This is a genomic window from Pseudomonas sp. F007 (genome assembly GCF_057814275.1).
Map to the genome: position 1 here is coordinate 139,953 of NZ_JBVATA010000008.1, position 26,896 is coordinate 166,848.

A 26,896-nucleotide genomic window follows, 5' to 3' on the forward strand; every position below is an offset into this window, starting at 1 on the left:
CATGAATCGACTACTCACCGGCCTTGCCGGCGCCGTGGGCCTGGCCGTGGCCTTCATGGCCAGCCAGCAGGTTCAGGCCGCCGATGCACAACAGGTCAAGCAAGGCGAGTACCTGGCGCGGGCGGCCGACTGCATGGCCTGCCACACCGCACCCGGTGGCGCGCCCTATGCCGGCGGCCTGCCGATCGTTTCGCCGTTCGGCACCATCTATGGCACCAACATCACCCCGGACAAGGAACACGGCATCGGCGAATACAGTGATGACGAGTTCTTCGCCGCGCTGACCGAAGGCAAGCGCCGTGACGGCGCCAACCTGTACCCGGCGATGCCGTACACCTCGTATCACCTGATGCCGCGTGCTGACTCCGATGCGATTCACGCGTACCTCAAGACCATCGCGCCGATCAACCGCGCCGCCCCGACCACCAGCCTGAGCTTTCCGTTCAACGTGCGTCCGGGCCTGATCGGCTGGAACATGCTCTACGGCAAAGACGTCAAGCTGCAAGCCGCGGACGGCAAGAGCGAAGCGTGGAAACGCGGGCAGTACATGGTCGACGTGCTCGGCCACTGCGGCGAATGCCACACCCCGCGTAACGTCACCGGGGCCATGGTCCAGGACAAGCGCATGACCGGCGGCCTGCTCAACGGCTACCTGGCGCCGAGCCTGCTGGCCACTGACCTGGCGGCTCGCGGCTGGAATCATCAGGACCTGAGCTCGTTCCTCAAGCACGGCATGAGTGCCCAGGGCAGCATGTTCAACGAGATGTTCCCGGTGTTCCACAACAGCACCCAGCACCTGACCGATCCCGACCTGGCGGCCATGGCCACCTTCCTCCTCGGCGACCAGCCGCCACAACCCAAGCTGCTGACCGAAGTCGCGCCGGACAAACTGACCGCCAGCGCCCAGCGCGGACGCCAGGATTACCTGAACGTCTGCGCCGGTTGCCACGGCAGCAACGGCGAAGGCAAACCGCACATCGCGGTGGCGATGCAGGGCAACACCACGCTGCGCCTGGAAGATCCGCGCAACCTGTTGCGGGTGATCGATGACGGGATTGGCGAGCAGCAGTTCGCAGGTTTCGAGCGCATGCAGCCGATGCCGGGCTTTGCCGACAAATTGAGCGCGCAGCAATCCACCGATCTGATCAACTACCTGCGTCAGGCCTGGGGTGGTCAACCGACTGACCTGGCGCAAAGTCAGATTGAACAACTCAAGGCAGAGGCTCCCGCGGAGCACAAGGCGCACTGACATGCAGCATCTTGACCTGCAAGTGATCCGCCGTGCGCTGGCCTGGTCCAGCGCCGGCGAGCGAGTCTGGCTGTGCAGCGTCCTCGGCACCTACGGCTCGGCGCCTCGCGCGCCGGGCTCGATGCTGGCGGTGAACGCCAGCGGTCACTGGATTGGTTCGCTGTCCGGTGGCTGCGTCGAGGATGACTTCCTCGAGCGCATGGCCGAGGGCTTGTTCAGCGAGGCGGTGAGCGTGGTGCGCTACGGCGAGACCGATGACCCGCGCTCGCGGGTCAAGCTGCCCTGTGGCGGCTTGCTCGACGTGCTGGTGGAAAAGCTCGAAGCGGACTGCGACACCCAGGCACATCTGCGCGAACTGGAATCAGCGTTGCTGGGCCAGCGTCGGCTGATCCGTGAAGTCGACCTGCAAACCGGCGCTCGCAGCCTGTTCGCCGACCGTGAACACGGGCCGCGCATCGAACGTGAGATCGATCGGGTGCGGATTCGGGTGGGTGCGGCGCAACGGCTGTTGCTCGCCGGCTACTCCAGCGTGGCGCAGGCCTGTGCCGAGTTTGGCGTGGGCCTGGGTTTCGAAGTGATCTTGTGCGATCCGCGTGACGAAGTGCTGGAAGGCGTGGTGCTGGACAACGTCGAGATTCGGCGCCAGTTACCCTCGGTGTTCATTGCCGACGGCGGCTGTCACAGCGACACGGCGGTGGTGGCGCTGACCCATGATCCGAAGATCGATGATCTGGCGATGATGGAAGCGGTGCGCACCGAGGCGTTTTATATCGGGGTGATGGGGTCGCTGCAGACCTCGCAAAAACGCTTCGAGCGTTTGCGCCGAATCGGTGGTCTGGGGGAGGCTGACTTGGCGCGGATCCACGCGCCCATCGGGCTGAACCTGGGCAGCAAGACACCGGCGGAAATCGCCTTGGCAGTGCTCGCCGATATCCTGCGCATCCGCAGCGGTATCGCCCGGGACCAGCTCTGAGTTTCCAGCGCTGAGCGGTTGCGGCCTGATACTTGAGGTCGCAACAGCGCTAGCGGAAGCGTGGCAGTGGTCGATCCAGCGGCTTGAGCGAAGTCAGCGCGTTCTGGATGGCCGGCGCGTCTTTCTCGATGTCTTGCAGACGATCGCGGATTTTCATCGCGGTGGGGTGGCCGTCGTGACGGTCGACCCAATCGGCGATTTCCTTGCAGGCGGCGGTCAGGCGAGTCTGGCGCGAGTCGAGCAAGGTCAACAAGGTGGTGATGGACTCTTTTTCGGACATGGAAAGCACCTCCATAAGTCATGAATGCCCCCATCAACTATAGATCCCGGGGCCAAACCTGCAAAAACACCGCATGCTGTTCGTCGCCTGATTCATGGGCGAGGCATTTCTGCGTCTTCCAGCAGCCAACCCTCGAGGGTCCAGCGCAGGTGATGGGTGGGGCGCAGCGCGTTGATAAAGGCCGGGTCATGGGAGGCGACGACTATTGCTCCGGCGAAACCCTGCAGCGCCAGTTCCAGCGCCTGCACCGAGGCCAGGTCGAGGTGGTTGGTCGGCTCGTCGAGCAGCAGCAATTGCGCCGGCACCCCGCGCCAGCAGGCCACGGCCAGGGCGGCCTTGAGCCGTTCGCCGCCGCTCAGTTGACCGGTCGGCAGCGCGACCCGGGTTGCGTCCAGTTGCAGCTGTGCAAGGCGGCTGCGCAGTGCGCCCTCGGACAACGGCGTACCCTGCAAATCCAGTAGCTCCAGCAGCGAACGCTCGGGGTCGAGTTGCGCCAATTGTTGGTCGAGGTAGGCGCTCGGCACCTGGGTCTGACAGTGCCCGGCCAACGGCGCGATCAAGCCTGCGAGCAGCTTCAGCAGTGTGGATTTGCCGCAACCGTTGGGACCGCTGAGCGCCACCCGAACGGGGCCGGTCAGTGCCAGATCCAGCGGGTTGGCGGCGGACATCCAAGGCAGGCGGACGTTCGTCAGCGTCACCAACTGGCGGTGGTTGGGCACGGCAGTGCCGGGCAGGGGGATCAGCACCGGCGCATCCGCCACGACCCGGGCGAAGGCTTCGCGCACCTGCTGGTCCAGCGCGTTTTTGTCAGCCTGATGGGCTTGGCGCACATGGCCCATGATCTCCGTGGCCCGACCCTTCATCGACGCACGCTCGATGCGCGAGACGTTGGCCGTGTCGGCATTTTTGCGTGAGCGTGCGGCGTGGCGCTGGACGCTGTCGTGCTCGCGCTGCTGGCGTTGCAGGTGGCGCCGGCGTTCGTTGCGACTGTGTTCCAGGGCGGACTGCGCCGCGGCCTGCTCGACGGCGCGCTGGGCGAGGTAAGCCGTGTAGGTGCCGGAAAAGACTTGGACCGCCGACGGCGTCAGTTCGACGATGCGTTCCATGCTGTCGAGCAGCACGCGATCATGGCTGACCACAATCAATCCACCGCGCCATTCATCGAGGCGCTGCAGTAACCAGCGCCGACCTTCGGCGTCGAGGTGATTGCTTGGCTCATCCAGCACCAAGCCATCTGCGCCGCTGAGAAACGCGCCGATCAGGGCGATGCGTGCGCGTTGTCCACCGCTGAGGCTGTCGACCCCGCGTTCGACTCGCAACCCAGCCAGACCGGCTTGCTCGAGTGCAGTCTGGAAGCGCTCGGCAAGGTCCCAGCGCTCACCAATGATCTCGAAATCGCCGTCGGTGGCACTGCCTGCCGCCAGGCGCGCGAGGGCGTCGAGGGTGGCGGCAAGCCCAGCGGCCTCGGCGATGCTCTGGCCGCAGGCGTCTGGCGGTTGTTGAGCGACATAGGCCACTTGGCCATGGCAGCTGAGGGTTCCGCCGCTGGGTTGCAGCTCGCCGGCCAGCAACCGGGCGAGCACCGATTTGCCGCAACCGTTGCGCCCGACAATCGCGGTACGTCGTTGGTCGAACTGCAGGTCAAGGGCGTCGAACAGGGTATCGCCGTTGGCGAATCGGAAGCTCAGCTGGTTGAGGCTGATGAGGGCAGGCGAATGCGTGACGTGAGTCATGGCACCTCCAGAAAATGTCGAAAAAGGCCAACAAGCGCCGGGGCGGCCTGTTGCGGTCACATTTTTTGAAAGGCTCAGTGGTTCACGGCGAACGATCATCCTGGGGTGCAAGAGGGTGGCCAGCCTAACGCAGAGGCGATGGCCTTACAAGTCCTGTGGTTTTTGCGCCAGGCTTTGCAGGAACATCATCAATCCCACTTCTTCCCGGCTCAGGCGCTTGCGCTGTCTTGGCCTGGGCAGTTCGGCCAGGGTGCCGAGGAGGAAGGCATCGACCACCGCCGGGTGTATGTAGCACTTGCGGCAGACGGCGGGGGTGTTGCCCAGTTCCCGGGCGATGGCCTTGACCATCTCGACCACGTGCTGCTTGGCCTCGCTGGCTGACTCCCACTTCAGCTCGCGTAATGCCGACAGCGCCAGGCTGCTGCCGGCCCAGGTGCGGTAGTCCTTGGCGGTAAAGCCGCCGGCCGTGAGGCTGTGCAGGTAGGCATTGATGTCGGAGGAACTGACGGTGTGCCGCTGCCCCTGATCGTCGAGGTACTGGAACAGGTCCTGGCCGGGGAGTTCCAGGCAGCGTTTGATGACCCGCGCCAGGCGTCGATCCTTGACGGTGATCTGGTGTTCGACCCCGCTCTTGCCGCGAAACTGAAAGGCGATCGCGCTGCCGTTGACCGCCACGTGCTTGTTGCGCAGGGTGGTCAGGCCGTAGGAGCGGTTTTCGCGGGCGTATTGGCTGTTGCCGATGCGGATCAGCGTGGTATCGAGCAGGCTGATGACCGTGGCCATGACCTTGTCGCGGCTGTGGCCCGGCAGCGCCAGTTGCGCCTCCAGGTGCTGGCGCAGCTTGGGCAGAGCCATGCCGAATGCCAGCAGCCGTGAATACTTGTCGCCATCGCGCACTTCGCGCCAGCGCGGGTGATAGCGGTACTGCTTACGGCCCCTCGCATCACGCCCAGTGGCCTGTAAGTGACCTTGCGGGTCGGCGCAGATCCACACGTCGCTGTAGGCCGGTGGCACGGCGAGGGCGTTGAGGCGTTTGATTTCATCGGCGTCTTTGATGCGCTGGCCGGCAGCATCGAAATAACTGAATTTGCCGCGCAGGCGTTTGCGGCGGATGCCCGGTTGAGTGTCGTCAACGTAATGCAGGTCCGGCGGAAGGGGGGTGACGTCGGGCATGGCGCAAGGTCCTGGGCAGGCTGTTATAGCCATTGACCGCAGGACCTCGCACAAGGTGCCGTGGATTCAGGCCAGTACCGCCACGGCCTTGATCTGCGCCCATAACGCCAGGCCAGGATGCAGTTGCAGCTGGTCACGCGAATAGCGGGTGATGCGCGCCAGCAACGGCGTGCCGGCGACGTCCAGGCGCACCAGGACATGGGCGGCGTTGTCGGCTGCTATTTCGCTGATCACGGTCACCGGCAGGCGATTGAGGATGCTGCTCTGGGCATCGGCTTGCAGGCTGAGGCTGACGTCCCGGGCCTGGACCTTGAAGCGCAAGGCCTGGCCCACGGCCAGCGGCAGATGGGCGACACGCACGCTCAATTGACTGTGGGGCAGTTGCAGGGTCAGCAACTGGTAGTCCGGGTCGTAGTGGGTAACCACCCCGTCAATCACCACCCCGGCATCGTCGCCGAGGGCCAGCGGCAGATCGAGGCGCGCCAACGTCTCGCCCACCGGCCCGCTGGCCAGGGCCTTGCCGGCGCTGAGCAGGACGATATGGTCGGCCAGCCGCGCGACTTCATCCTGGGAGTGGCTGACGTACAGCACCGGAATCTCCAGCTCGTCGTGCAGTCGTTCGAGGTACGGCAGGATTTCGCTCTTGCGCTGCGAGTCGAGCGCCGCCAGCGGCTCGTCCATCAGCAACAGCCGCGGACTGGTGAGCAGCGCCCGGGCAATGCCGACGCGCTGGCGTTCGCCGCCGGACAGGTGCTGCGGATGACGCTCGAGCAAATGGCCGATGCCCAGCAGGGAGGTGGCGTGGTCCATATCGACCCGGCGCTGCTGGCGGGGAATCCGCCGCAGGCCGAACTCGAGATTGGCCAGCACCGACAGGTGCGGGAACAGACTGGCCTCCTGAAACACGTAGCCCAGCGCGCGTTTGTGCGGCGGCACGAATACGCGGCGCTGGCTGTCCTGCCAGACCTCGTCGTTGATCTGGATAAACCCGTGCTCGGCCCGCTCCAGGCCGGCGATGCAGCGCAGGCAGGTGGTCTTGCCCGAACCCGAGTGGCCATAGAGCGCGGTAACGCCGCGTCCGGGCAGTTCGAGGTCGACGTCCAGGGAAAAGTCCGGGTACGTCAGTTGCAGGCGGGCGTGAATCGCAGCACTCATCAATCAGCTCCAGCCCGCTTTGTTCTGGCGGCTGGAATACAGCGCCAGCAGTACCAGGAACGAAAATACCAGCATCGCCCCGGCCAGCCAGTGGGCCTGGGCATACTCCATGGCTTCGACGTGATCGTAGATCTGCACCGAGACCACGCGGGTCTTGTCGGGAATATTGCCGCCGATCATCAGCACCACGCCGAACTCGCCGACGGTATGGGCAAAACCGAGGATCGCGGCGGTGATAAAGCCCGGACGGGCGAGGGGCAGGATCACGCTGAAAAAGGTATCCCAGGGATTGGCCCGCAGGGTCGCCGCCACTTCCAGCGGCCGGGTGCCGATGGCCGAGAAGGCGTTTTGCAGGGGCTGCACCACAAAGGGCATCGAGTAGATCACCGAGCCGATCACCAGCCCGGCGAAACTGAAGGTCAGGGTGCCCAGGCCCAGGGCCTGGGTCAACTGACCGAGAAAGCCGTTCGGCCCCAGGCTCAGCAGCAGGTAAAAACCGATCACGGTCGGCGGCAGCACCAGCGGCAATGCCACCACCGCGCCGACCGGCCCGCGCCACCAGGACCGTGTGCGCGACAGCCACAGGGCGATCGGCGTGCCGATGATCAGCAGGATCACCGTGGTCAGCGACGCCAGTTTCAGGGTCAGCCAAATGGCGGCGAGGTCGGCACTGGTCAGGGTCATTTAGAGTTGGTAACCGTAGGACTTGATCACGGTCGCGGCTTTTGGCCCCTTGAGGTAGTCAACCAGCGCCTTGGCGGCCGGGTTGTCCTTGCCCTTGTCGAGAATCACCGCGTCCTGCTTGATCGGGTCGTGCAGGTCGGCCGGGACAATCCAGGCCGATCCGCTGCTGACTTTGCCGTCTTTGTAGATCTGCGACAAGGCCACGAAGCCCAGTTCGGCGTTGCCGGTGGAGACGAACTGATAGGCCTGGGTGATGTTCTGGCCTTCGACGAGCTTGCCCTTGACCTGATCGGTCAGGCCCAGCTTGGCCAGCACTTGGGTGGCGGCGAGGCCGTAAGGAGCCGCTTTCGGGTTGGCGATCGACAGGTGCTGGTAGTGATTGCCCTTGAGTACCCGGCCCTCGGCGTCGACGTAGCCTGCCTTGGCCGACCATAGCGCCAGGGTGCCGATGGCGTAGGTGAAGCGCGAGCCCTTGACGGTGGCGCCTTCGCTTTCGAGTTTCTGCGGGGTGGTGTCGTCGGCCGAGAGGAACACTTCAAACGGCGCGCCGTTCTTGATCTGCGTGTAGAACTGGCCCGTCGCGCCGTAGGAAGCCACCAGCTTGTGCCCGGTGTCTTTCTCGAAATCGGCGGCAATCGCCTGGATCGGCGCACTGAAGTTGGCGGCGACGGCGACCTGGACTTCGTCGGCGTGGGCTGTGCCGAGGGTGAGCAGGGAGAGCAGGCAGAGGGGGGCGAGACGAGCGACACGATGGGTCATGAAACGGCTCCGGGGCAAGGGTGGGCGTAGCGCTATGTAGGTAAATATATAGCGAAAGGCCATGGAACGGAATGACTGGTTTGTCCGATCCACCTCAAATCCTTGTAGGAGCTGGCTTGCCAGCGAAGATCGTCAACGAAAACGGGGTCTGCCTGGAGATACTTTTCGCTGGCAAGCCGCAAGCGGGAGCCAGCTCCTACAGTCGGCGTTGGTCAATCGGGTCAGACCAACCGCCCCAACGCCTCATCCGCCAAACGCCGGGTCAACTCCGCGGTCGACAACTCAACCCCCAGATGCACCGCCTGTCCCGCCCACAAATTGCTGAAATCCGCTTCACCCTTGGCCCGCAACGGCATCAAAGCGCCGCCGGCCAGGGGGAAGGCCGGAGCGTGCGGACACATCGGGCCGAGCTCGCGCATCACTCGATTGATGATGCCGCGCGCCGGGCGGCCGGTGAAAATGTTGGTGACGGCCGTATCGCTGTCCCGGGCGCTGCGCAGGGCCTGACGATGGGAGGCACTGACCTTGGCCTCGGGGGTGAACAGGTAAGCGGTACCCAGTTGTACCGCCGACGCGCCCAGGGCCAAGGCCGCGGCGATCCCGCGTGCATCGCCAATCCCGCCGGCCGCGATCACCGGCACGCTGACGGCATCGACAATCTGCGGCACCAGGGCGAAGGTGCCGACCTGGCTGCTCAGGTCATCGCTCAGGAACATCCCGCGATGGCCACCCGCCTCATAGCCCATGGCGATGATTGCGTCACAGCCGTGCTGTTCCAGCCAGATCGCCTCGGCCACGGTGGTGGCGGAGGACAGCACCTTGGCGCCGGTGGCCTTGACCCGCTCGAGCAGGTTCTTTTCCGGCAGGCCGAAGTGAAAACTCACCACCTCGGGCCGAAATTCTTCCACCACCGCACAGGCGGCGGCATCGAAAGGCGCGCGGTTGGATACCGGGGTAGGCGCCTCGAAATCCACGCCCAGTTCGCGGTAGTAGGGTTCCAGCAGTTGCTTCCACTGCTGTGCCCGTTGCTCATCAGGTGCGGGCGGCTGATGGCAGAAGAAATTCACGTTCAACGGGCGCTGGCTGTGCTGGCGAATAGTGGTGAGCTCCGCGCGCAGTTGCTCGGTGCTGAGCATGGCGGCGGGCATCGAGCCCAGTGCGCCGGCGTTGCAGGCGGCAATCACCATGGCTGAGCCGGTCGCGCCGGCCATGGGTGCCTGGATGATCGGCAACTCGATGCCCAGCAGATCAAGAATTCGGGTGTCTGGCCATTGGCTCATCAGCGCGGTGCTCCTGCTGGAAAAAGGTCGGGGAATGGTTCGCTCAGTGGCCGACCAGCCACTGCCGAGGCGAAAAATCATAGACCGCTGGGCAGCCGTCGGTCATGGCTTTTTTCCCCCATGGCTGACAAGGTAGGGCTTGGGATTGATATCAGGACATCATCAAGGAGGGCTCTGCCATGAGCAGCAAACAGCTGGAAATAAAGCCATTTCGCGTCGCCGGCTTGCGCGTTCGTACCCTGAACAGTGCAGAACAGGACTCGTCGACAGCCAGAATCGGCCCGATGTGGCAGCGATTTTTCACCGAGGGCTTGTACGAAACCATCGCCAACAAGACCCCAGCTTCGAAGGTCTTTGGCGTGTACTCCAACTACGAGTCGGACGCCAGCGGCTCATTTGATGTCCTGGCCGGAGTCGCCGTCGATGCGCCGGCTGCTGACTATCCGAGCATTGAGGTGCAGGGTGGGCAATACCTGGTGTTTGATGCCCAGGGCGCGATGCCGGGCGCGGTGATCGAGGCGTGGGGCCGGGTCTGGGCGTTTTTTGCGGAGCATCCCCAGGTCAAGCGGCGTTTCGTGACCGATTTCGAGGTCTATACCGGGCCCGACAGCGTGGCGGTGCACATCGGGATTTTCTAGGACTGCTGTTCCCGCGCCAGCAACTGCCGCTTGCGCTCCACGCCCCAGCGATAGCCGGACAACTCGCCATCGCTGCGCACCACCCGGTGGCAGGGAATCGCCACGGCGAGGGTGTTGGCACCACAGGCCTGGGCCACGGCGCGAAAGGATTTCGGCGCACCAATGCGCTGGGCAATCTCGGCATAGCTGGCGGTGCTGCCCAGGGGAATGTCCCGCAGGGCGCTCCAGACCCGCTGCTGAAAGGCCGTGCCGCGCACATCCAGCGGCAGGTCGAGGCCCAGGGCAGGGGCTTCGATAAAGCCCACCACCTTGGCGATCAACTGTTCGAAATCCCGGTTGGCGCCGATCAGGTTGGCCGCGCCGAAACGGTCCTGCAGGTCTTCGACCAGCGCGTTCGGATCATCCCCCAGCAGTATTGCGCAGACCCCGCGTTGGCTTTGCGCCACCAGTATCGCGCCGAGCGAGCACTCGCCGACGGCAAAGTGAATGTCGGTGTTCTGGCCGCGGGCGCGGTAGTCACTGGGCTTCATGCCCAGCAACTGGTCGGCGGATTCGTAGAAACGACTGTTGGAGTTGAACCCTGCGTCGTACAGCGCATCGGTGACCGAGGCCGCGGATGCCAGGCGCTCGCGCACCCGGCGCGAACGCTGTGCGGTGGCATACCCCTTGGGTGTCAGGCCGGTCACCGCCTTGAACACCCGATGAAAGTGGAACGGGCTCATGCCGGCCGCGCGGGCCAGGTCGGCAAGCAGGGGCAGGCTGTCGGCGGCTTCGATCTGCCGACAGGCCGCTGCCACCAGGGTGGCGTGCTGCGCAGCGACCAGGCTCTGATCCGCCGCCGCCCGTTTGCTGGGACGAAAGCCGGCGGCGCGGGCCTGTTCCTCGGTGTCGAAGAACACCACGTTTTTCGGGTTCGGCAGGCGCGCCAGGCTGCTCGGGCGACAGTAGATGCCGGTGGTCTTGACCGCGTAGACAAACTGCCCGTCGGCGCGCGGATCGCGGCGCAGCACAGCGGACCAGCGGGGATCTTGCTCGACGGTGGTTTCGATGGAGGACATGCGCAGGCACCCGATGAACATAACCCTCAGACTAACCCTTGAGTCGGCACAAGGCACTCTGCTGCTTGCGGTCAAATTCGGCAGTCAGCCGGCCGTGCGCAGGGTGAAGTTGATGCGCTGGGCACCCAACTCGGGGTGCTGGCCGTCCTTGAGCGGCAACACCCCGTGGTAACGCAAGCGGTCGACCCCGCCCCAAACCACGACGTCACCATGGAACAGCGACACGCGTTGACTCTTGGCGCTGCGTTCCAGGCCACCAAACAGGAAGATTGCCGGCAGTCCGAGAGACACCGAAACCACGGGCCACTCGTAGGAACGTTCGTTTTTATCCTGATGTAATGACATCTTCGCCCCGGGCAAATAGCGATTGATCAGGCAGGCATCCGGCTCGAAACCGCGGAAGCCGGCCTCGCTCGCCGCCTGTTCTGCCAACTCGCGGAACGCTGCTGGCATTGCGGGCCAGAGTTGGCCGCTAACGGGGTCGAAGGGGGTGTAGCGATATCCGCTGCGATCGGTGGTCCAGCCCAGGCTTCCGCAACTGCTCAGGCCCACCGACATGGTGAAGCCACCGGGGGTGAGCATGTTGCGAAACGGCGCTGCCGCCAGCACTTCAGCCAGCGCCGGCAGCAGACGGGTCACCCAGGGCAGGGCGAAACCGCGCAGCACGAAGGCCTGCTCGCCGATCTGCTCGGTGCGCGCCGGTTGCGCGTCGGCGTCGGCGAACAGGTCCGGCGTGATCGGCTTCATGGGTTTTGCCTACAGCGCCTTGCTTACACGGATCTCGGTGATTTCTACAGGGCCTTCACCGTGAATGGCAACGAGCGCTGCCCTGGCTTCTTCTTCGGTGCCATTGGCCAGTTGGGCAAACTCGAAGCGGCGCTCGCCTTCGAGTTTGTACTTGATGACGTACTTGGTGGTTTGAGTCACGGGCATACCTGTCGGTCGTAATCAGCTGAGTTTGGTGCTGGAACGGCGGATAATCTTGATCGAATGGGTCAGCGTCGGTTTGCGCGTCACACTGATGGCGCGGCGGCTCACGGTGTCGATGGTGATGTTCCAGAAACCGGTGCTCGGCGCGGTGATCTTCGCCGGAAAGGTGTCGAACGCGCCGCCATGGTAGGTGTGGCGCCCGCCATTCTTGAAGCTGCGGAAGTTGGCGTCGCTCATCAGGCGGATGTTGCAGGTCTGCGAGCATTGAATGACGACGATGTCATCTTCGTTGAGGTGCTCGCGCTGGTGGATGAATTTCATGGGCGCCTCCAGAAGGGCTTTTGCTACAAAATCAAAACGATGGGCCAGTTTATCAGCCCGGGCGACGGAAAAGCCGACTGTTGCGCGCGGGTTTGACAATTAAAAACAGTTATCCGGGCTTTTTTGCGCGATAAAGCAACACGCCCCGGAGAAAAACCGGGTTTTCGCGGTCGGAAGGTCTTTATCGGAGGATTTGTATGAAGCGCGGCGTTTTGTTGTTGGCATTGGTGATGAGTGGTTGTGCGACAGTCTCGGACATCAATCAGACGCTGCCCACCATGAATGTGATTTCCGGGAAGAAACCCCAGGAATACGCCAACTGTGTCGCCGAGAAACTGGCCAAGAGTCGCGGCGCGGTCCAGATGGAACCGCACAAGGATGGTGTGCGGGTGATCGTACCGGGCAAACTCTCCGCCGATCCTGCTGCCGTTTTCGATATCGAAGAGCGTTCGGGCGGCAGCAGCATCAAGTTGCATGAAAGCATGTCCAACGTGCCAATGCGCCCTGGCGACGTTGGCAAGGCGGCCAATGAGTGCATTTCCGGCTAGGGGCCAAGGCCGGCAAACACCCGCCCGACTCGGTATTGATGGCCGGCTCGGGCTTTTTTGTGCCCGTTTGGCGGTTGTGATGGTCGTTGCATTCCCTTACTCTGGGTAGGCTTATACAAAATATGTCTAAGCTTATAACTAGAATAAGAGAGGTCTGAGATGGAGTTCAAACCGAGGCTGTTGGCCAGCCTGATGCTCGTCGCCGTGAGCGTTGCCCAGGCCGATGATGGCCAGAAGATCTACACCCAGGGTGGAGCGCAACCGGCAGCGACCGCCTGTTTCGCTTGCCACGGCGCTGACGGCATGGGTATGCCGGCCGCTGGCTTTCCGCGTCTGGCGGGGTTGTCGGCCGATTACCTGCGCAAGCAGCTGGAAGACTTTCGCCGCGGCTCGCGGGTCAACCCAGTGATGCAGCCGTTGGCCAAGGCCTTGAGCGAGGCCGAGATCCAGGCGGTGACCAGCACCCTGGCCGCCATGCCCGCGCCGAAAACCCCGCAGATCGGCCGGGAGCAGCTACCGAATGGCCCTGGCGCGCAGTTGGCCTTGCGCGGTGCCTGGGATCGGCAGATTCCCGAATGCGTGATGTGCCATGGTCCGGGTGGCGTGGGTGTGGGTTCGGCCTTCCCGCCATTGGCCGGGCAGTCGGCCGCCTACCTGAGCGCGCAGCTGAACGCCTGGCGAGAGGGCAGCCGGCACAACGATCCCAATGACTTGATGGGGCACATTGCCAAATCCCTGACCCCGGACGAAGTCGCGGCGGTCGCCGAGTACTTTGCGACATTGGGCAGCCAGGAGGCCAAGCCATGAAGATCCGTGCAATCGCTCCCTGGGTACTGGCCCTGTCGAGTCTCAACGCGTCCGCGGCACAGACCGCGATGGACGATCAGTCGGAACTGAAAACCCCGGCCGTCGCTGGCCCGGTGGATTACTTCCGGCCTCCCGCTGAACATGAGTTGCCCGACAACGCCTTCGGCAAGCTGGTGCGCGAGGGTCACAGTCTGTTTGTCGACACCAGGCGCCAGGCCCCGGCCTATGTCGGCAACGGCCTCAACTGCAGCAACTGCCACCTCGATCAGGGGCGCCTGGCCAACTCCGCGCCGCTGTGGGGCGCGTACCCGATGTACCCGGCTTATCGCAAGAAAAACGACAAGGTCAACACCTTCGCCGAACGCCTGCAAGGCTGTTTCGAATTCAGCATGAATGGCAAGCCACCCGCGGCGGATAGCCCGCAAATCAGCGCCTTGTCGGCTTACGCCTACTGGCTGGCCACCAAGGCTCCCACCGGCGTCGAACTGCCGGGTCGCGGTTATCCCGAGGTGGCAAAACCGGCCAAGGGCTACGACATTGCCCAAGGTGCGCAGGTGTACAAGGCGCAGTGCGCGGTGTGCCATGGCGACAGCGGCCAGGGGCAGAAAGTCGGCGAGGACTACGTGCTGCCACCGTTGTGGGGTAAAGACTCCTACAACTGGGGCGCGGGAATGCACCGGATCAACACTGCGGCGTCCTTCATCCAGTACAACATGCCCTTGGGCAAGGCGAAAACTCTCAGCGACCAACAGGCCTGGGACGTTGCAGCCTTCATCAACAGCCACGAGCGGCCCCAGGATCCGCGGCTGATCGACGGCTCCATCGAGAAGACCCGGGTCAAGTTCCACGCCAACGACGGGGTCAATCTGTATGGGCAAACCGTGGATGGCGTGCTGATCGGGCAGGGCATCCGGTAAACTGCGGTCCGTCAAACCAATGCTGCCTCAGTGGTAGGAGCGAGCCTGCTCGCGAAAAACGTCAACGATGACGCGGGCATCCTGAATGCTCGCGGGGTCCGAAGCCTCTTCGCGAGCAAGCTCGCTCCTACAGAAAGTCCACCGGCAGCATTGTCATTTCATGGAGCAGTCAATGAAACGCGAGCAAGTCAGAGAGCGCCACGCCGCTGGGCACATCTGTGCCACACACGTGATTCAGAATCCGGCGAATTCGGGGGAATGGATCGTGTTTTTCAAGAAGAGTGCAGGGCGCAGTTTCTTCCTGGTGGATGACAGCGACGAAGTCGAGTCCTTTGCCCGCCTCGATGACCTGATCGAAACGGTGCGGGGCCTGGGGATCAAGTTCGCCGAAATCCACATGTAACGCCATACGCTATTTGCAGATCACCACCAGGCTGCGGCTCTTGAAGTTGCCGACATCGACGCCCAGGGTTTTCTCGCTTTCCTTGAGCGACGGTGTGCCATCGGTGCCGACGATCCGGTAACCGGTGCCGGCGCAGGAGGCATCGGCTTTTTCGTAGCACTTGGCCCACGAGTTGACCTCACCTGAACAGTCGATCTCCAGCCCCTGTTGCCCATCGTCAAGATAAGTCTTGGAGGCAGTGGCACAGCCACTCAGAAGCAGCACTGCGATAAGCGCCAGGTAGTTTTTCATCGGGGTCTCTGCCATGAGAGGGAAGGTGGTGAAGGCCTTGGCAAAGGTTATAGCGATTTGCCATTTCGGTACAGCCAAACACAAAAAAGCCCCGCACCGGCAATGATTGCAGGGCAGGGCTGTTTCAACCTGTGCGGTTACTCGGGCTTGGCGCCGCGACGTTTCGGCGCAGGGCGCGTGTCTTCGAACACCGACGCCACTTCGATCGCCATGGCTTCGGTGGGCAGCGGGCCGGCGACGGTTTCGCCATCCGTGCGGTCGATATTCCATTGACCGTCTTTGGTCTTGTTGATCAGGTAACCGTTGACACTTTTTGCTTCCGACATCTATCTGTCTCGTTGGCGGGTTCAATTGCGCCATGATAGCTGGAAAAGTGCCGCAGTAGCGTCCTCTGGTCTAAAGTGAGAGCGTTGCGGAACTATCACGACGAATATTTCTCTATGATGGCATCGGTTAGCCAGTGCGGGGCATTGTAAGGTGCTCGCCGCCTGATTAGACTGCGCCGAAACTCGTACACACAGCCCTTTCAAGGACTTATATGATCAAGAAATGCTTGTTCCCAGCAGCCGGTTACGGTACTCGCTTCCTGCCAGCGACGAAGGCCATGCCTAAAGAAATGCTGCCGGTGGTGAACAAGCCACTGATCCAGTACGGCGTCGAAGAAGCCCTGGATGCAGGCCTGACTGAAATCTCCATCGTCACCGGTCGCGGCAAACGCGCCCTGGAAGACCACTTCGACATCAGCTACGAGCTGGAAAACCAGATCAAGGGCACTGACAAAGAGAAGTACCTGGTCGGTATCCGCAAGCTGCTCGACGAGTGCTCGTTCTCCTACACCCGCCAGACCGAAATGAAAGGCCTGGGCCACGCGATTCTGACCGGCCGTCCGCTGATCGGCGACGAACCCTTTGCCGTGGTGCTGGCGGACGACCTGTGCGTCAACCTGGAAGGCGACGGCGTGCTGACCCAGATGGTCAAGCTGTACAAACAGTACCGCTGCACCATCGTCGCGATCCAGGAAGTCGATCCGCAGGAAACCCAGAAGTATGGCGTGATCGCTGGCGACCTGATCGGCGACGACCTGTACCGCGTACGTAACATGGTTGAAAAACCGAAGCCGGAAGATGCCCCGTCGAACCTGGCGATCATCGGCCGTTACATCCTGACCCCGGACATCTTCAAGCTGATCGAAGACACCGAGCCAGGCAAGGGCGGCGAAATCCAGATCACCGACGCCTTGATGAAACAAGCCCAGGACGGTTGCGTGATTGCCTACAAGTTCAAGGGTCAGCGTTTCGACTGCGGTGGCGCTGAAGGCTACATCGAAGCGACCAACTTCTGCTTCGAACACTTCTACAAGACTGGCAAGGCTTACTGATAGCGCTGGTTTGCTGAAGTAGATAAAACGCCCCGACTGGTTCGGGGCGTTTTTTTTGTGCGGGCTGTGGGAGCTGGCTTGCCAGCGAATGGAGCAACTCGGTGCTTCAGGTGCACCGCATTCGCCGGCAAGCCGGCTCCTACAGGGTCGTGTCGTACAAAAATCCAACCTGTGCCGCGGAATTGTAGGAGCGGGCTTGTCGGGTCGCCGCATCGTAGCGAAGGCGGAGTGTCAGACACCGGTGATGGCGCGTATGCTGTGCGCCTGCCGAGGAGATTGAAATGGCTTACGATTTTGACCTGTATGTGATTGGCGCCGGTTCCGGCGGTGTACGTGCGGCGCGCTTTGCCGCCGGTTTTGGCGCGAAAGTCGGCGTCGCCGAGAGCCGTTACCTGGGTGGCACCTGTGTCAACGTCGGCTGTGTGCCGAAGAAGTTGCTGGTCTACGGCGCGCACTTTGCCGAAGACTTCGAGCAGTCGGCTGGCTTCGGCTGGTCGCTGGGGGAAGCGAACTTCGACTGGGCGACCCTGATCGCCAACAAGGATCGCGAGATCAACCGTCTCAATGGCATCTACCGCAACCTGCTGGTCAACAGCGGCGTGACCCTGCACGAGGGTCACGCGAAGATCGTCGACCCGCACACGGTGGAGATCAACGGTGAGCGCCACAGCGCAAAAAACATCCTGATTGCCACCGGCGGCTGGCCGCAGATTCCGCAGATTCCCGGGCACGAACACGCCATCAGCTCCAACCAGGCATTCTTCCTCAAGGAACTGCCCAAGCGCGTGCTGGTGGTCGGTGGCGGCTACATCGCCGTCGAATTCGCCGGGATCTTCCACGGCCTGGGCGCCGAGACCAGCCTGCTGTATCGCGGCGACCTGTTCCTGCGCGGTTTTGATGGTGCGGTGCGCAAGCATCTGCAGGAAGAACTGAGCAAGCGCGGGATGGATCTGCAATTCAATGCCGACATCCAGCGTATCGACAAGCAAGCCGATGGCAGCCTGCAGGTGACCCTCAAGGACGGTCGCACCCTGGACACCGACTGCGTGTTCTACGCCACCGGTCGGCGGCCGATGCTCGACAACCTGGGCCTGGAAAACACCTCGGTCAAACTCGACGACAAGGGTTTCGTCGAAGTCGACGAGCTGTACCAGACCGCCGAACCCTCGGTGCTGGCGATCGGCGACGTGATCGGCCGAGTGCAGTTGACCCCGGTGGCCCTGGCCGAAGGCATGGCGGTTGCACGGCGCCTGTTCAAGCCCGAGCAATACCGGCCGGTGGATTACCGGATGATCCCGACCGCCGTGTTCAGTCTGCCGAACATCGGCACCGTCGGCCTGAGCGAGGAGCAGGCGCGGGAAGCCGGGCATGAGGTGCAGATTTTCGAAAGCCGTTTCCGGCCAATGAAGCTGACCCTGACCGACTGCCAGGAACGCACGCTGATGAAGCTGGTGGTGGATGCCAGGACCGACAAGGTCCTGGGTTGCCACATGGTCGGCCCGGACGCCGGCGAAATCGTCCAGGGCCTGGCGATTGCGCTGAAGGCCGGCGCGACCAAGCGTGACTTCGACGAAACCATCGGCGTGCACCCGACGGCCGCCGAAGAATTCGTCACCATGCGTACGCCGGTCGGCGCTTAAGGGGTTTCGGCCTCGACGGGCTGTGGCTCAGGCTCTGCCTTGCTGGCCACCGCCAGTTGCAGGGCCTGCAGGCTGGCCTCGGCGCTGGCGGCGCGCAGGGCCAGCTCGCTGTTGGCTTGCAGTTGCTCGGTCGCGGTTTGTCGGGCCTGGCTGCTTTCCAGCACGGCAATGCGCAGGCGCTCCTGCAGCAAGGTGCATTCGGCGTCGCGGGCGCGCAGTTGTTCCTGCAGCTGTGCGTAACGGCTCTCGCCCTGTTTGAGTTGATCCTGTACCAGGTTCAGCTCACGCACGGTGCCGCGGTTCTCGGTCAGCAAGCGTTCGTTGTCGCGGTTGAGCTGGGTGATTTCATCCTGGCGGACCATGGCGCTTTGCTGGGCCTGGCGCAGCTCCATCTGGATCTGCTGCACCTGGCCTTCATGGCGGCGTTGCTCCTGGTCGCGCTGCTCCTTGATCGCCTCGCGATAATGCTCGAGGGCTTCCCGGGCATGCAGGTGTTTTTCTTCCAGTGAGCGAATCTGCTCGTCCTTGTCGTTCAGGCGCAATTCAAAATCGCTCAAGGCCTGGCTCAAGCCGGCGTTGCGGGTTTGCTCGCTTTGCAACAGGCCGCGGGTACTGTTCAGCGCCTCGGACTCGCTGGCCAGGCTCGCGGCCTGCGCCTGCAATTGCTGTTGCTGTTGCGCCTGAACCTGCATCGCCTCGGCCAATTGGGCTTCCAGCCCCTGGCGAGCCTGTTCGAAGCTGGCCAATGCCAGGTCGATGCGTTCCTGACCCTGCTCGCGCAGACGCTGGGCGAGACGCTGGACCAGTGCGGTCAATTCCTCATCCATGGGTTCCTGAGTCTCGGCGGCAGTCGCCGAAACCTCTTCATCCAGCTCCTTGAGGTAGCGGTGGATGGTGGTTTTCGAACCGGTATTGCCCAGCTCGATCCGGATGGCGTCAATGCTGGGGTTATCGCCACGTGCCAGGATCGCCAGACGTGCCGCCTGCACGACAACCTTGTTTATACCGCCCCGAGCCATGTGATCTCCTGCCAATGCGTAGTACGTATTTCGTAGCGGCGCAGTGTACCACCGCACCCGCTGTCGGACCCGGCAGTCAGGCAAGGCTGAGACGCTTTGCTTCTATTAAGTACGCTGGCTAATAGCGAAAACCAATGAGCAGCATCAGGTTTGCCAATGAGCCATCTGCCGATCCCTTGGGTAGGATTCACTCCATCAACTTTTCAACCCTGACGGAGTGTCAACGATGCCTATCATCAACAGCCAAGTTAAACCCTTCACCGCTACCGCTTACAAAAATGGCGATTTCGTACAAGTGTCCGACGCTGACCTGAAAGGCAAATGGTCGGTCGTGTTCTTCTACCCAGCCGACTTCACCTTCGTTTGCCCAACCGAGCTGGAAGACCTGGCCGACAACTACGCCGAATTCCAGAAGCTGGGCGTGGAAATCTACAGCGTTTCCACCGACACCCACTTCGCCCATGCGGCCTGGCACAACACTTCGCCAGCCATCGGCAAGATCCAATACACCATGATCGGCGACCCGACCCACGTGATCTCCCGCAACTTCGACGTGCTGATCGAAGAAGCTGGCCTGGCGGACCGTGGCACCTTCGTGATCAACCCTGAAGGCCAGGTCAAGATCGTCGAGCTGAACGACGGCGGTGTTGGCCGCGACGCCAGCGAATTGCTGCGCAAGATCAAGGCTGCCCAGTACGTGGCTGCTCACCCGGGCCAGGTCTGCCCAGCCAAGTGGAAAGAAGGCGAAGCCACTCTGGCGCCGTCCCTGGACCTGGTTGGCAAGATCTGAACCGATGAGTCGATCGAGGGCGCCGAGCGCTTAGATCAGTAAGCCGCACCGCCCTCAAAAACGCCCGGGCGAGATTCGCTCGGGCGTTGTTTTTTCTACCTTTCAAAAAACATGGAGATCGCCCGTATGTTGGACGCCAATCTTAAAGCCCAGTTGAAGTCATACCTGGAACGGGTCACCCAGCCGATCGAGATCGTTGCTTCCCTCGACGACGGTGCGAAATCCCGGGAAATGCTCGAACTGTTGAAAGACGTTGCCAGCCTTTCCACCCAGATTACCTTGCTCGACAACGGTGACGATGCCCGCACGCCGTCGTTCTCGATCAACCGCCCGGGTGCCGATATCAGCCTGCGTTTTGCCGGCATCCCGATGGGTCATGAATTCACTTCCCTGGTACTGGCGCTGCTGCAAGTCGGCGGCCATCCATCGAAAGCCAGCGCCGAAGTGATCGAACAGATTCGCTCGCTCAAGGGCGAGTTCAAGTTCGAAACCTACTTCTCGTTGTCCTGCCAGAACTGCCCGGACGTGGTCCAGGCGCTGAACCTGATGGCGGTGCTCAACCCCAACATCCACCACGTTGCCATAGACGGCGCGCTGTTCCAGGCCGAGGTCGACGAGCGCCAGATCATGGCCGTGCCCAGTGTCTACCTCAACGGTGTGAACTTCGGCCAGGGGCGCATGGGCCTGGAAGAAATCCTCGCCAAAATCGACACCAGCGGTCTTGAGCGCCAGGCCGAGAAGATCAGTGCCAAAGACGCGTTCGACGTGTTGGTGGTCGGCGGTGGTCCGGCTGGCGCTTCGGCGGCCATTTATGCTGCACGCAAAGGCATTCGCACCGGCGTTGCTGCCGAGCGCTTTGGCGGTCAGGTGCTCGACACCATGGCCATCGAAAACTTCATTTCGGTACAGGAAACCGAAGGGCCGAAGCTGGCCGTGGCGCTGGAAGAACACGTCAAGCAGTACGACGTCGACATCATGAACCTGCAACGGGCCGACAAATTGGTGCCCGGCAAGCCTGGCGAACTGCACCAGATTCACTTCGCCAGCGGCGCATCGCTCAGCGCCAGAACGGTGATTCTGGCAACCGGTGCGCGCTGGCGGGAAATGAACGTCCCTGGCGAACAGCAATACCGCAACAAAGGGGTTGCCTACTGCCCGCACTGCGACGGCCCGCTGTTCAAGGGCAAGCGCGTGGCGGTGATTGGCGGCGGTAACTCCGGCGTCGAAGCGGCGATTGACCTGGCCGGGATCGTGGCCCACGTGACCCTGCTGGAGTTCGACGTGCAGTTGCGTGCCGATGCGGTGTTGCAGCGCAAGTTGCACAGCCTGCCGAACGTGACCGTGATCACCCGTGCGCAAACCACTGAAGTCACCGGCGACGGGCAGAAGGTCAACGGCTTGCGCTACAAGGATCGTCAGACTGACGAGCTGCGCACAGTGGAACTGGAAGGGATCTTCGTGCAGATCGGCCTGCTGCCCAACACCGACTGGCTCAAGGGCACGGTTGAGTTGTCGGCGCGCGGTGAGATCATCGTCGACAACCGCGGCGAGACCTCGATTCCCGGTGTGTTCGCCGCCGGTGACGTGACCACCGTGCCGTACAAGCAGATCGTGATTGCGGTGGGCGAGGGCGCCAAGGCGTCGCTGAGTGCCTTCGATCACCTGATCCGCACCTCGGCGCCGGCGTAACAGGCAGCGGAAATAAAAAACCCCATGAATGATCTTCATGGGGTTTTTTGTGGCTGGCAGTTTTACCGGTTTACAGCGGTGCCGGCTGGATGATTTCGACCCAGTAGCCGTCCGGGTCCTTGATGAAGGCCAGGCTTTTCATGCGGCCGTCATTCAGGCGCTTCTGGAAATCGCAGCCCAAAGCTTCGAAGCGCTCGCAGGCGGCGACAATGTCCGGCACCGAAATGCAGATATGACCGAAACCACGCGGGTCGGTGTTGCCGTTGTGGTAGGCGAAATCCGCGTCGTTCTCGGTGCCGTGGTTGTGGGTCAGCTCGAGGATGCCGGGGATCGACTTCATCCACTCGGTGCGCGCAGCGGCGTCGGCCGGGATCTGGTCTTTCTCGACCAGGGCCAGGAAGTACAGGCTGAATTCGGCTTCCGGGAAGTCGCGTTTTTCCACCAGGCTGAAGCCCAGGACACGCGTGTAGAAGTCCAGCGAACGGGTGATGTCCTTGACCCGCAGCATGGTGTGGTTGAAGACGAATTTGTGGGTGGCGGTATCGGGTTGGGCGGTGACGCCGGGGAAGGTGTTCAGTTCTTGCAGGCTCATGGGCCCTCCGGAAAATAAGTGGGGCAAACGACGCTCCGCGCTGGGAGCTGTCCTTGGGCTTGCGTGGTCGAGGCTTCCGTGCAGTGGTGCAATGATACGCAAGGGCGGCGGGTGGGCCAATGCAAATCCCTGGGCTATTGCCTGGCCGGCTGGCGCAGGGCAGACTTTGCCGTTCGCCCCGCCAGTGCCTTGCCTGATGATTCGACACTACAGATGTCTATTGGTTTTGCCTTTATTGTTCGCCACTTTCGCTCATGCAGAGGTCAAGCTGCCTGACATTGCCTGGCCCGGCGACTGGCAAGTCCAGCCATTGGCGCAGGACAGTCAAACGGCAAAAGTGTCCCGCCAGCGCGCAGTCAAAAATAATGAGAGCGGTGAGCCGGTGCTGGTGGCCGAACTAACGGTGAGTCAGGTCGACGCCGGGCATGAGGTCAACTTGCGCGGTGTGCTCCTGGAAATGCGCAAGTCGATCCAGAAGGACTTCTTTCAAGGTGGTTATCAGAGTGTGTGCAACAGCATTCATGCCGCGACACTAAGCCGACTGCCGGCCGAGGAAACCACCTGCACCATTACTGAAAATGGGCGCCATGTGTTGTCGCAAACATTAGTCGGCGCGGTGGACGGTGATAAGGTTTATGTTTTTTCCTACGCTGGGCAGGCTGAGGCTTATGCGCGTAGTCAGCAGGAAATACAAGGCGTGCGCGATAGTTTGAAACTTTAGTGCCAGATGGGGATGTGCTATTGGCCGAAGGGACTAACTAGAAAGTTGGGGGGGAGGCGGCTGCGCAGCGAATTGCTTTTTAATTGCAGGAGCTAGCTTGCTGGCGAAAAACTTGTGGACGCCGCAGACATTCAGGATGTACGCGTTATCGTTGACGTTTTTCGCGAGCAGAGCTCGCTCCTACAGAGGTGTTACCCGCGCAGCCAGGAATCAACGGTGCTGGCGCCGTACTCTTCCTTCCAGGCTTTCAAGCCGCGATGGTTGCCGCCCTTGGTCTCGATCAGTTCGCCGGTGTGCGGGTTCTGATAAACCTTGACCACGCGTGCACGGCGGGTTTTTGGTGCGGCGGCCTGCTGCAGGTTGGATTTCGGGTTTGGATCGAGAATGGCGATCACATCCCGCAGGCTCTTGCCGTAGGTTTTCATCAGCCCCTGGAGCTTGGATTCGAATTCGATTTCTTTCTTCAGCCCGGCATCATTCTTCAGCGATTCCAGCTGCGCGAGCTGCTCCTGAAGGGCCTTTTCAGCTGCACGAAATTCAGCGAGTCTGGACAATATCTTTACTCCAATAGTGTATTTGGCTGATACCCACCGCCAACAAAGCCAACAGTCTGGAGCCTTGCAGCGAATCGGTGAGAGTGACCCACCTGCCCAAATTGCTCAGGCAGGAAAAATTGTAGTAGTTAATTGTCGCGGAGTAAATCAAGTCTTTTTCATCATGTAACAAATGTCAGGAAGCTGATGCATTTTGGTGCATCAGTTTGATTGCATGTGAATTTTTTCGGGTAACCGGCACGATCGTCTAATGTTTGTGTAACTCGACTATGAATTGTGCTGCCGGCATCGGTCGACCATACAGATAACCCTGCAAAAAGTTCACTTTGTGCTGCGCCAGATAATCACTTTGTTCTTGTGTTTCTACGCCTTCGGCGACTATTCCCAGATCGAGTTTGCCGGACAGTTCGATGATGCTGTCCAGAATATGCCGTGACAGTGCATCGGCACCGATCATTGCCACGAAACTCTGATCGATTTTCAGGAAGTCGACATTGAACTGGCGCAAATAACCCAGGCTGGAGTGACCGGTACCGAAATCATCGATGGCGATCATCACCCCCAGTTCATGTAACTGTTCGAACAATTGAAGGGTGATGGCCGTGGGCTCGATCAGTTCGCGCTCGGTCAACTCCAGCACCAGGGCGATTTTCCCGGGGGGGAAGGCCGCCAGCAGTTCGCGACAGTCCTCGACCAGTTGCAAATCGTGGCAATGACTGGCGGTGATGTTGATGCCCAGATGAAAGTGTTCGTCGTCGTCAGCAATGTGTGGACCGAGCAAAGCTGCCGTCTGCTGCATCAGCGAGCGGGTCATCGGCACGATCAGCCCCGAGTGCTCGGCAAAGGGAATGAACAGGTCGGGGCGCACCAGCCCATCCTTGGGATGGTTCCAGCGCATCAGCACCTCGGCGCCGGCCCAGCGCTTGCTGTCGCCGTGCACCACCGGTTGGAAGTAGGGGATGAACTCGCCGGCTTCCAGTGCGCGCTGCAGTTCATGGCTCGGGGATGTCGAGCGCCGCTGCGTCCAGTGGGCGAGGGTGCCGGCAATCATCCCGAAAAACATCAGCAAGCTGAATACCGGCGGGTATTCGCTGAGCATGTAGCGCCAGGCTTCGCCCTCGGGGAAGCCGGCCTGCACGCTGAAGGCGTACCTGGCGGAGGCCAGGGTATTGCTGGCGACCGGGAAGGTCGGCAGCGGGCCGTTGTGCACCTGCAGGTCGGCGGACAGCCAGTTGTCGCCGACCTGCAGCAGCAACAGGGTCTGGCGGCCGATCATGCGCAGGACATTGCTCAGGTGGTAGCCATCGAGGGTGGTCAGCGCGCCGCCCCGGCCTTCGCTGAGGCGGTACACCAGCAGGGCCGAGTTGGGCGTGACCGGGTTGCCATTCATCAGCCACAATTTTCCGTGGGTGTAATCGCCCGGGTCGACCTTTTCCTCGAAATCGCCGAACAGCGAACTGCAATAGAGGTTGTTATCCCACACCAGATTGGTCGAACGCACGAAAGGCCGGCGGGTGACTTGTTCACGCAGGGCCAGTTGCGCCTCGGCGCAGGGTTTGCCAGCCAGGGGCAGCAGCAGTTGGGCGGCGTGGGAGGTGTTGTCGAGCATCAGGTCGAACTGGCGCACCGCCTCTTCGGCGGTCTGATGACTGCTTTGCATCAACCGGCGCTCGGCCTGTACGTAGAGGATCGACGCCCCCAGCAGTATCGGGACCAACGCCACGAGCAGGGTCAGGGTGTTGCGGATCACCGGCTTGCGACGGCGTCTGAGATTCAGCGGCATTTGACGAACCTGGGACAAGGGATTGGGGCTCTCAAATGCAGGTGTGGCAACGGCATGCCTTCCAATGAAGAGATCGGACACCGGGATGATAGATGGCCTTGACCGATTGTGCCGCGCATTTGTGTCTGCAACAAATCCTTTGCAGGCGTGGGAAAAAGGCGGATTTTAGAGAGAAGGCGGACAAAACTGTTTACGCTGTGTAGAATCGATTTACGCATATAAGAATAAGCGCTTCTGTCTACAGAAGACGTACCCGCAAAGCCTTGGGTCGACAATGAAGATATTTGGGTTCCAATTGATCTACGGTGATTTTCTCGCCCGAAGTGTGCGAGGCATCTCCTGTGCGCCACCGGCTGTCCTCAGCAGTGCTTGTTACTGACCAATCGTTGATTACAACAGCATGATGAGGCAACAACCATGGCAGATTTATACGAAAACCCAATGGGCCTGATGGGCTTCGAGTTCATCGAATTCGCATCGCCAACCCCGAACACCCTGGAGCCGATCTTCGAGATCATGGGCTTCACCAAGGTCGCGACCCACCGTTCGAAAAACGTGCACCTGTATCGCCAGGGCGCGATCAACCTGATCCTCAACAACGAACCCCATAGCGTCGCCTCGTACTTTGCCGCCGAGCACGGTCCGTCAGTGTGTGGCATGGCGTTCCGCGTCAAGGACTCGCAAAAGGCCTACAACCGCGCCCTGGAACTCGGCGCCCAGCCGATCCACGTCGAGACCGGTCCGATGGAGCTGAACCTGCCGGCCATCAAGGGCATCGGCGGTGCGCCGCTGTACCTGATCGACCGTTTCGGCGAAGGCAGCTCGATCTACGACATCGACTTCGTGTTCATCGAAGGCGTCGACCGCAACCCAGTGGGCGCGGGCCTGAAAATCATCGACCACCTGACCCACAACGTCTACCGCGGGCGCATGGCCTACTGGGCGAACTTCTACGAGAAGCTGTTCAACTTCCGCGAAATTCGTTACTTCGACATCAAGGGCGAGTACACCGGCCTGACCTCCAAGGCCATGACTGCGCCGGATGGCATGATCCGTATCCCGTTGAACGAAGAATCGTCCAAGGGCGCCGGGCAGATCGAAGAGTTCCTGATGCAGTTCAACGGCGAAGGCATCCAGCACGTGGCGTTCCTGTCCGATGACCTGGTCAAGACCTGGGATCACCTGAAAAGCATCGGCATGCGCTTCATGACCGCACCGCCGGAGACCTACTACGAAATGCTCGAAGGCCGCCTGCCGAACCACGGCGAGCCAGTGGGCGAGTTGCAGGCCCGCGGCATTCTGCTCGACGGTTCCTCCGAAGCTGGCGACAAGCGCCTGCTGCTGCAGATCTTCTCGGAAACCCTGATGGGCCCGGTGTTCTTCGAATTCATCCAGCGCAAGGGCGACGATGGCTTCGGCGAGGGCAACTTCAAGGCGCTGTTCGAATCGATCGAGCGAGACCAGGTGCGTCGTGGGGTGTTGACCACCGAGTAACACGAGGTGCTGTAGGAGCTGGCTTGTCGGGTCGCCG

At 61.7% G+C, this 26,896-nt stretch carries 30 protein-coding genes; 13 read left to right on the forward strand and 17 right to left on the reverse strand.

Features of this window, described 5'->3' with window-relative positions; translation table 11 throughout:
• Position 1 precedes the first annotated feature (1 nt).
• Both ACZYR5_RS20820 and ACZYR5_RS20825 read left to right on the forward strand, forming a co-directional pair.
• Positions 2–1,249 (forward strand): c-type cytochrome, encoded by a 1,248-nt coding sequence (locus ACZYR5_RS20820; RefSeq protein WP_489091326.1) that lies wholly within the window; start codon positions 2–4, stop codon positions 1,247–1,249.
• A 1-nt stretch (position 1,250) separates the two neighbouring features.
• On the forward strand, positions 1,251–2,222 hold the full coding sequence (locus tag ACZYR5_RS20825; RefSeq protein WP_489091327.1) for an XdhC family protein: 972 nt from the start codon (positions 1,251–1,253) through the stop codon (positions 2,220–2,222).
• Positions 2,223–2,271: 49 nt separating this feature from the next.
• Here ACZYR5_RS20825 and ACZYR5_RS20830 read toward each other — a convergent pair whose 3' ends face one another.
• The 7 genes from ACZYR5_RS20830 to ACZYR5_RS20860 all read right to left on the reverse strand — a co-directional run bounded on the left by ACZYR5_RS20830 (position 2,272) and on the right by ACZYR5_RS20860 (position 9,286).
• Positions 2,272–2,502: a hypothetical protein gene (locus ACZYR5_RS20830; RefSeq protein WP_027618315.1), complete on the reverse strand. Its 231-nt coding sequence runs from the start codon at positions 2,500–2,502 to the stop codon at positions 2,272–2,274.
• Positions 2,503–2,594: 92 nt separating this feature from the next.
• Complete coding sequence (locus ACZYR5_RS20835) at positions 2,595–4,235, reverse strand: ABC-F family ATP-binding cassette domain-containing protein (RefSeq protein WP_489091328.1); 1,641 nt, start codon at positions 4,233–4,235, stop codon at positions 2,595–2,597.
• Positions 4,236–4,379: 144 nt separating this feature from the next.
• Complete coding sequence (locus ACZYR5_RS20840; protein WP_489091329.1) at positions 4,380–5,408, reverse strand: DNA topoisomerase IB; 1,029 nt, start codon at positions 5,406–5,408, stop codon at positions 4,380–4,382.
• 66 nt (positions 5,409–5,474) lie between these two features.
• Positions 5,475–6,563: a molybdenum ABC transporter ATP-binding protein gene (modC, locus tag ACZYR5_RS20845; RefSeq protein WP_489091330.1), complete on the reverse strand. Its 1,089-nt coding sequence runs from the start codon at positions 6,561–6,563 to the stop codon at positions 5,475–5,477.
• Positions 6,564–6,566: 3 nt separating this feature from the next.
• Entirely contained in the window at positions 6,567–7,247 is a 681-nt protein-coding gene (gene modB, locus ACZYR5_RS20850; protein WP_489091331.1) for a molybdate ABC transporter permease subunit, read from the reverse strand.
• Positions 7,248–8,006, reverse strand: a complete 759-nt coding sequence (gene modA / locus ACZYR5_RS20855; RefSeq protein WP_489091332.1) for a molybdate ABC transporter substrate-binding protein — start codon at positions 8,004–8,006, stop codon at positions 7,248–7,250. It lies immediately after the preceding gene.
• 221 nt (positions 8,007–8,227) lie between these two features.
• A complete protein-coding gene (locus ACZYR5_RS20860; protein ID WP_489091333.1) occupies positions 8,228–9,286 on the reverse strand; it encodes an NAD(P)H-dependent flavin oxidoreductase in 1,059 nt (352 codons plus the stop codon).
• Between the two features lie 179 nt (positions 9,287–9,465).
• Here ACZYR5_RS20860 and ACZYR5_RS20865 point away from each other — a divergent pair, with 179 nt between their 5' ends.
• On the forward strand, positions 9,466–9,924 hold the full coding sequence (locus ACZYR5_RS20865) for a GyrI-like domain-containing protein (protein WP_489091334.1): 459 nt from the start codon (positions 9,466–9,468) through the stop codon (positions 9,922–9,924).
• Here ACZYR5_RS20865 and ada read toward each other — a convergent pair.
• From ada to ACZYR5_RS20885, 4 genes are all read right to left on the reverse strand, one after another.
• Complete coding sequence (gene ada, locus ACZYR5_RS20870) at positions 9,921–10,982, reverse strand: bifunctional DNA-binding transcriptional regulator/O6-methylguanine-DNA methyltransferase Ada (protein WP_489091335.1); 1,062 nt, start codon at positions 10,980–10,982, stop codon at positions 9,921–9,923. The two genes, ACZYR5_RS20865 and ada, sit on opposite strands and share 4 nt — an antisense overlap.
• 84 nt (positions 10,983–11,066) lie before the next feature.
• Complete coding sequence (gene alkB / locus ACZYR5_RS20875) at positions 11,067–11,729, reverse strand: DNA oxidative demethylase AlkB (RefSeq protein ID WP_489091336.1); 663 nt, start codon at positions 11,727–11,729, stop codon at positions 11,067–11,069.
• Between the two features lie 9 nt (positions 11,730–11,738).
• Positions 11,739–11,915 carry a hypothetical protein gene (locus tag ACZYR5_RS20880; RefSeq protein ID WP_489091337.1) on the reverse strand — a complete coding sequence of 59 codons (177 nt, stop codon included), beginning with the start codon at positions 11,913–11,915 and terminating at the stop codon, positions 11,739–11,741.
• A 15-nt stretch (positions 11,916–11,930) separates the two neighbouring features.
• Positions 11,931–12,233: a DUF1883 domain-containing protein gene (locus tag ACZYR5_RS20885; RefSeq protein ID WP_489091338.1), complete on the reverse strand. Its 303-nt coding sequence runs from the start codon at positions 12,231–12,233 to the stop codon at positions 11,931–11,933.
• 197 nt (positions 12,234–12,430) lie between these two features.
• On the opposite strand from ACZYR5_RS20885, the gene ACZYR5_RS20890 reads away from it, so the two are divergent.
• The 4 genes from ACZYR5_RS20890 (at position 12,431) to ACZYR5_RS20905 (ending at position 14,908) form a co-directional block, all read left to right on the forward strand.
• Positions 12,431–12,781 carry a hypothetical protein gene (locus tag ACZYR5_RS20890; RefSeq protein WP_489091339.1) on the forward strand — a complete coding sequence of 117 codons (351 nt, stop codon included), beginning with the start codon at positions 12,431–12,433 and terminating at the stop codon, positions 12,779–12,781.
• A gap of 159 nt (positions 12,782–12,940) precedes the next feature.
• Positions 12,941–13,588 carry a c-type cytochrome gene (locus ACZYR5_RS20895; RefSeq protein WP_489091340.1) on the forward strand — a complete coding sequence of 216 codons (648 nt, stop codon included), beginning with the start codon at positions 12,941–12,943 and terminating at the stop codon, positions 13,586–13,588.
• Positions 13,589–13,656: 68 nt separating this feature from the next.
• Positions 13,657–14,505 carry a c-type cytochrome gene (locus ACZYR5_RS20900; protein ID WP_489091575.1) on the forward strand — a complete coding sequence of 283 codons (849 nt, stop codon included), beginning with the start codon at positions 13,657–13,659 and terminating at the stop codon, positions 14,503–14,505.
• Positions 14,506–14,677: 172 nt separating this feature from the next.
• Positions 14,678–14,908, forward strand: a complete 231-nt coding sequence (locus tag ACZYR5_RS20905) for a hypothetical protein (RefSeq protein ID WP_489091341.1) — start codon at positions 14,678–14,680, stop codon at positions 14,906–14,908.
• Between the two features lie 9 nt (positions 14,909–14,917).
• Here ACZYR5_RS20905 and ACZYR5_RS20910 read toward each other — a convergent pair whose 3' ends face one another.
• Together ACZYR5_RS20910 and ACZYR5_RS20915 are read right to left on the reverse strand one after the other, a co-directional pair.
• A complete protein-coding gene (locus tag ACZYR5_RS20910; protein ID WP_027618300.1) occupies positions 14,918–15,199 on the reverse strand; it encodes a putative periplasmic lipoprotein in 282 nt (93 codons plus the stop codon).
• Between the two features lie 137 nt (positions 15,200–15,336).
• Positions 15,337–15,525: a hypothetical protein gene (locus tag ACZYR5_RS20915; protein ID WP_027618299.1), complete on the reverse strand. Its 189-nt coding sequence runs from the start codon at positions 15,523–15,525 to the stop codon at positions 15,337–15,339.
• Between the two features lie 212 nt (positions 15,526–15,737).
• On the opposite strand from ACZYR5_RS20915, the gene galU reads away from it, so the two are divergent.
• Complete coding sequence (gene galU, locus ACZYR5_RS20920) at positions 15,738–16,577, forward strand: UTP--glucose-1-phosphate uridylyltransferase GalU (protein ID WP_105755814.1); 840 nt, start codon at positions 15,738–15,740, stop codon at positions 16,575–16,577.
• A gap of 281 nt (positions 16,578–16,858) precedes the next feature.
• A complete protein-coding gene (gorA, locus tag ACZYR5_RS20925; protein ID WP_489091342.1) occupies positions 16,859–18,217 on the forward strand; it encodes a glutathione-disulfide reductase in 1,359 nt (452 codons plus the stop codon).
• On the opposite strand, the gene ACZYR5_RS20930 is transcribed toward gorA, so the two are convergent.
• Complete coding sequence (locus ACZYR5_RS20930) at positions 18,214–19,236, reverse strand: DNA-binding protein (protein ID WP_489091343.1); 1,023 nt, start codon at positions 19,234–19,236, stop codon at positions 18,214–18,216. The genes gorA and ACZYR5_RS20930 overlap by 4 nt on opposite strands.
• 226 nt (positions 19,237–19,462) lie before the next feature.
• On the opposite strand from ACZYR5_RS20930, the gene ahpC reads away from it, so the two are divergent.
• Both ahpC and ahpF read left to right on the forward strand, forming a co-directional pair.
• The gene (gene ahpC / locus ACZYR5_RS20935) at positions 19,463–20,026 is read left to right on the forward strand and encodes an alkyl hydroperoxide reductase subunit C (RefSeq protein ID WP_489091344.1); all 564 of its coding nucleotides are present in this window, start codon (positions 19,463–19,465) and stop codon (positions 20,024–20,026) included.
• 126 nt (positions 20,027–20,152) lie between these two features.
• A complete protein-coding gene (gene ahpF / locus ACZYR5_RS20940; protein ID WP_489091345.1) occupies positions 20,153–21,715 on the forward strand; it encodes an alkyl hydroperoxide reductase subunit F in 1,563 nt (520 codons plus the stop codon).
• Positions 21,716–21,785: 70 nt separating this feature from the next.
• On the opposite strand, the gene gloA is transcribed toward ahpF, so the two are convergent.
• Complete coding sequence (gene gloA / locus ACZYR5_RS20945; protein ID WP_489091346.1) at positions 21,786–22,307, reverse strand: lactoylglutathione lyase; 522 nt, start codon at positions 22,305–22,307, stop codon at positions 21,786–21,788.
• Between the two features lie 196 nt (positions 22,308–22,503).
• On the opposite strand from gloA, the gene ACZYR5_RS20950 reads away from it, so the two are divergent.
• On the forward strand, positions 22,504–23,028 hold the full coding sequence (locus ACZYR5_RS20950) for a DUF4946 domain-containing protein (protein ID WP_489091347.1): 525 nt from the start codon (positions 22,504–22,506) through the stop codon (positions 23,026–23,028).
• 191 nt (positions 23,029–23,219) lie between these two features.
• Here the strand turns inward: ACZYR5_RS20950 and ACZYR5_RS20955 are convergent, their stop codons facing one another.
• On the reverse strand, positions 23,220–23,582 hold the full coding sequence (locus tag ACZYR5_RS20955) for a histone-like nucleoid-structuring protein, MvaT/MvaU family (protein ID WP_489091348.1): 363 nt from the start codon (positions 23,580–23,582) through the stop codon (positions 23,220–23,222).
• Positions 23,583–23,829: 247 nt separating this feature from the next.
• Positions 23,830–25,365: an EAL domain-containing protein gene (locus tag ACZYR5_RS20960; protein ID WP_489091349.1), complete on the reverse strand. Its 1,536-nt coding sequence runs from the start codon at positions 25,363–25,365 to the stop codon at positions 23,830–23,832.
• Positions 25,366–25,782: 417 nt separating this feature from the next.
• Between ACZYR5_RS20960 and hppD the strand changes: the two genes are divergently transcribed.
• Positions 25,783–26,859: a 4-hydroxyphenylpyruvate dioxygenase gene (hppD, locus tag ACZYR5_RS20965; RefSeq protein ID WP_489091350.1), complete on the forward strand. Its 1,077-nt coding sequence runs from the start codon at positions 25,783–25,785 to the stop codon at positions 26,857–26,859.
• The last annotated feature ends 37 nt before the right edge of the window (positions 26,860–26,896 follow it).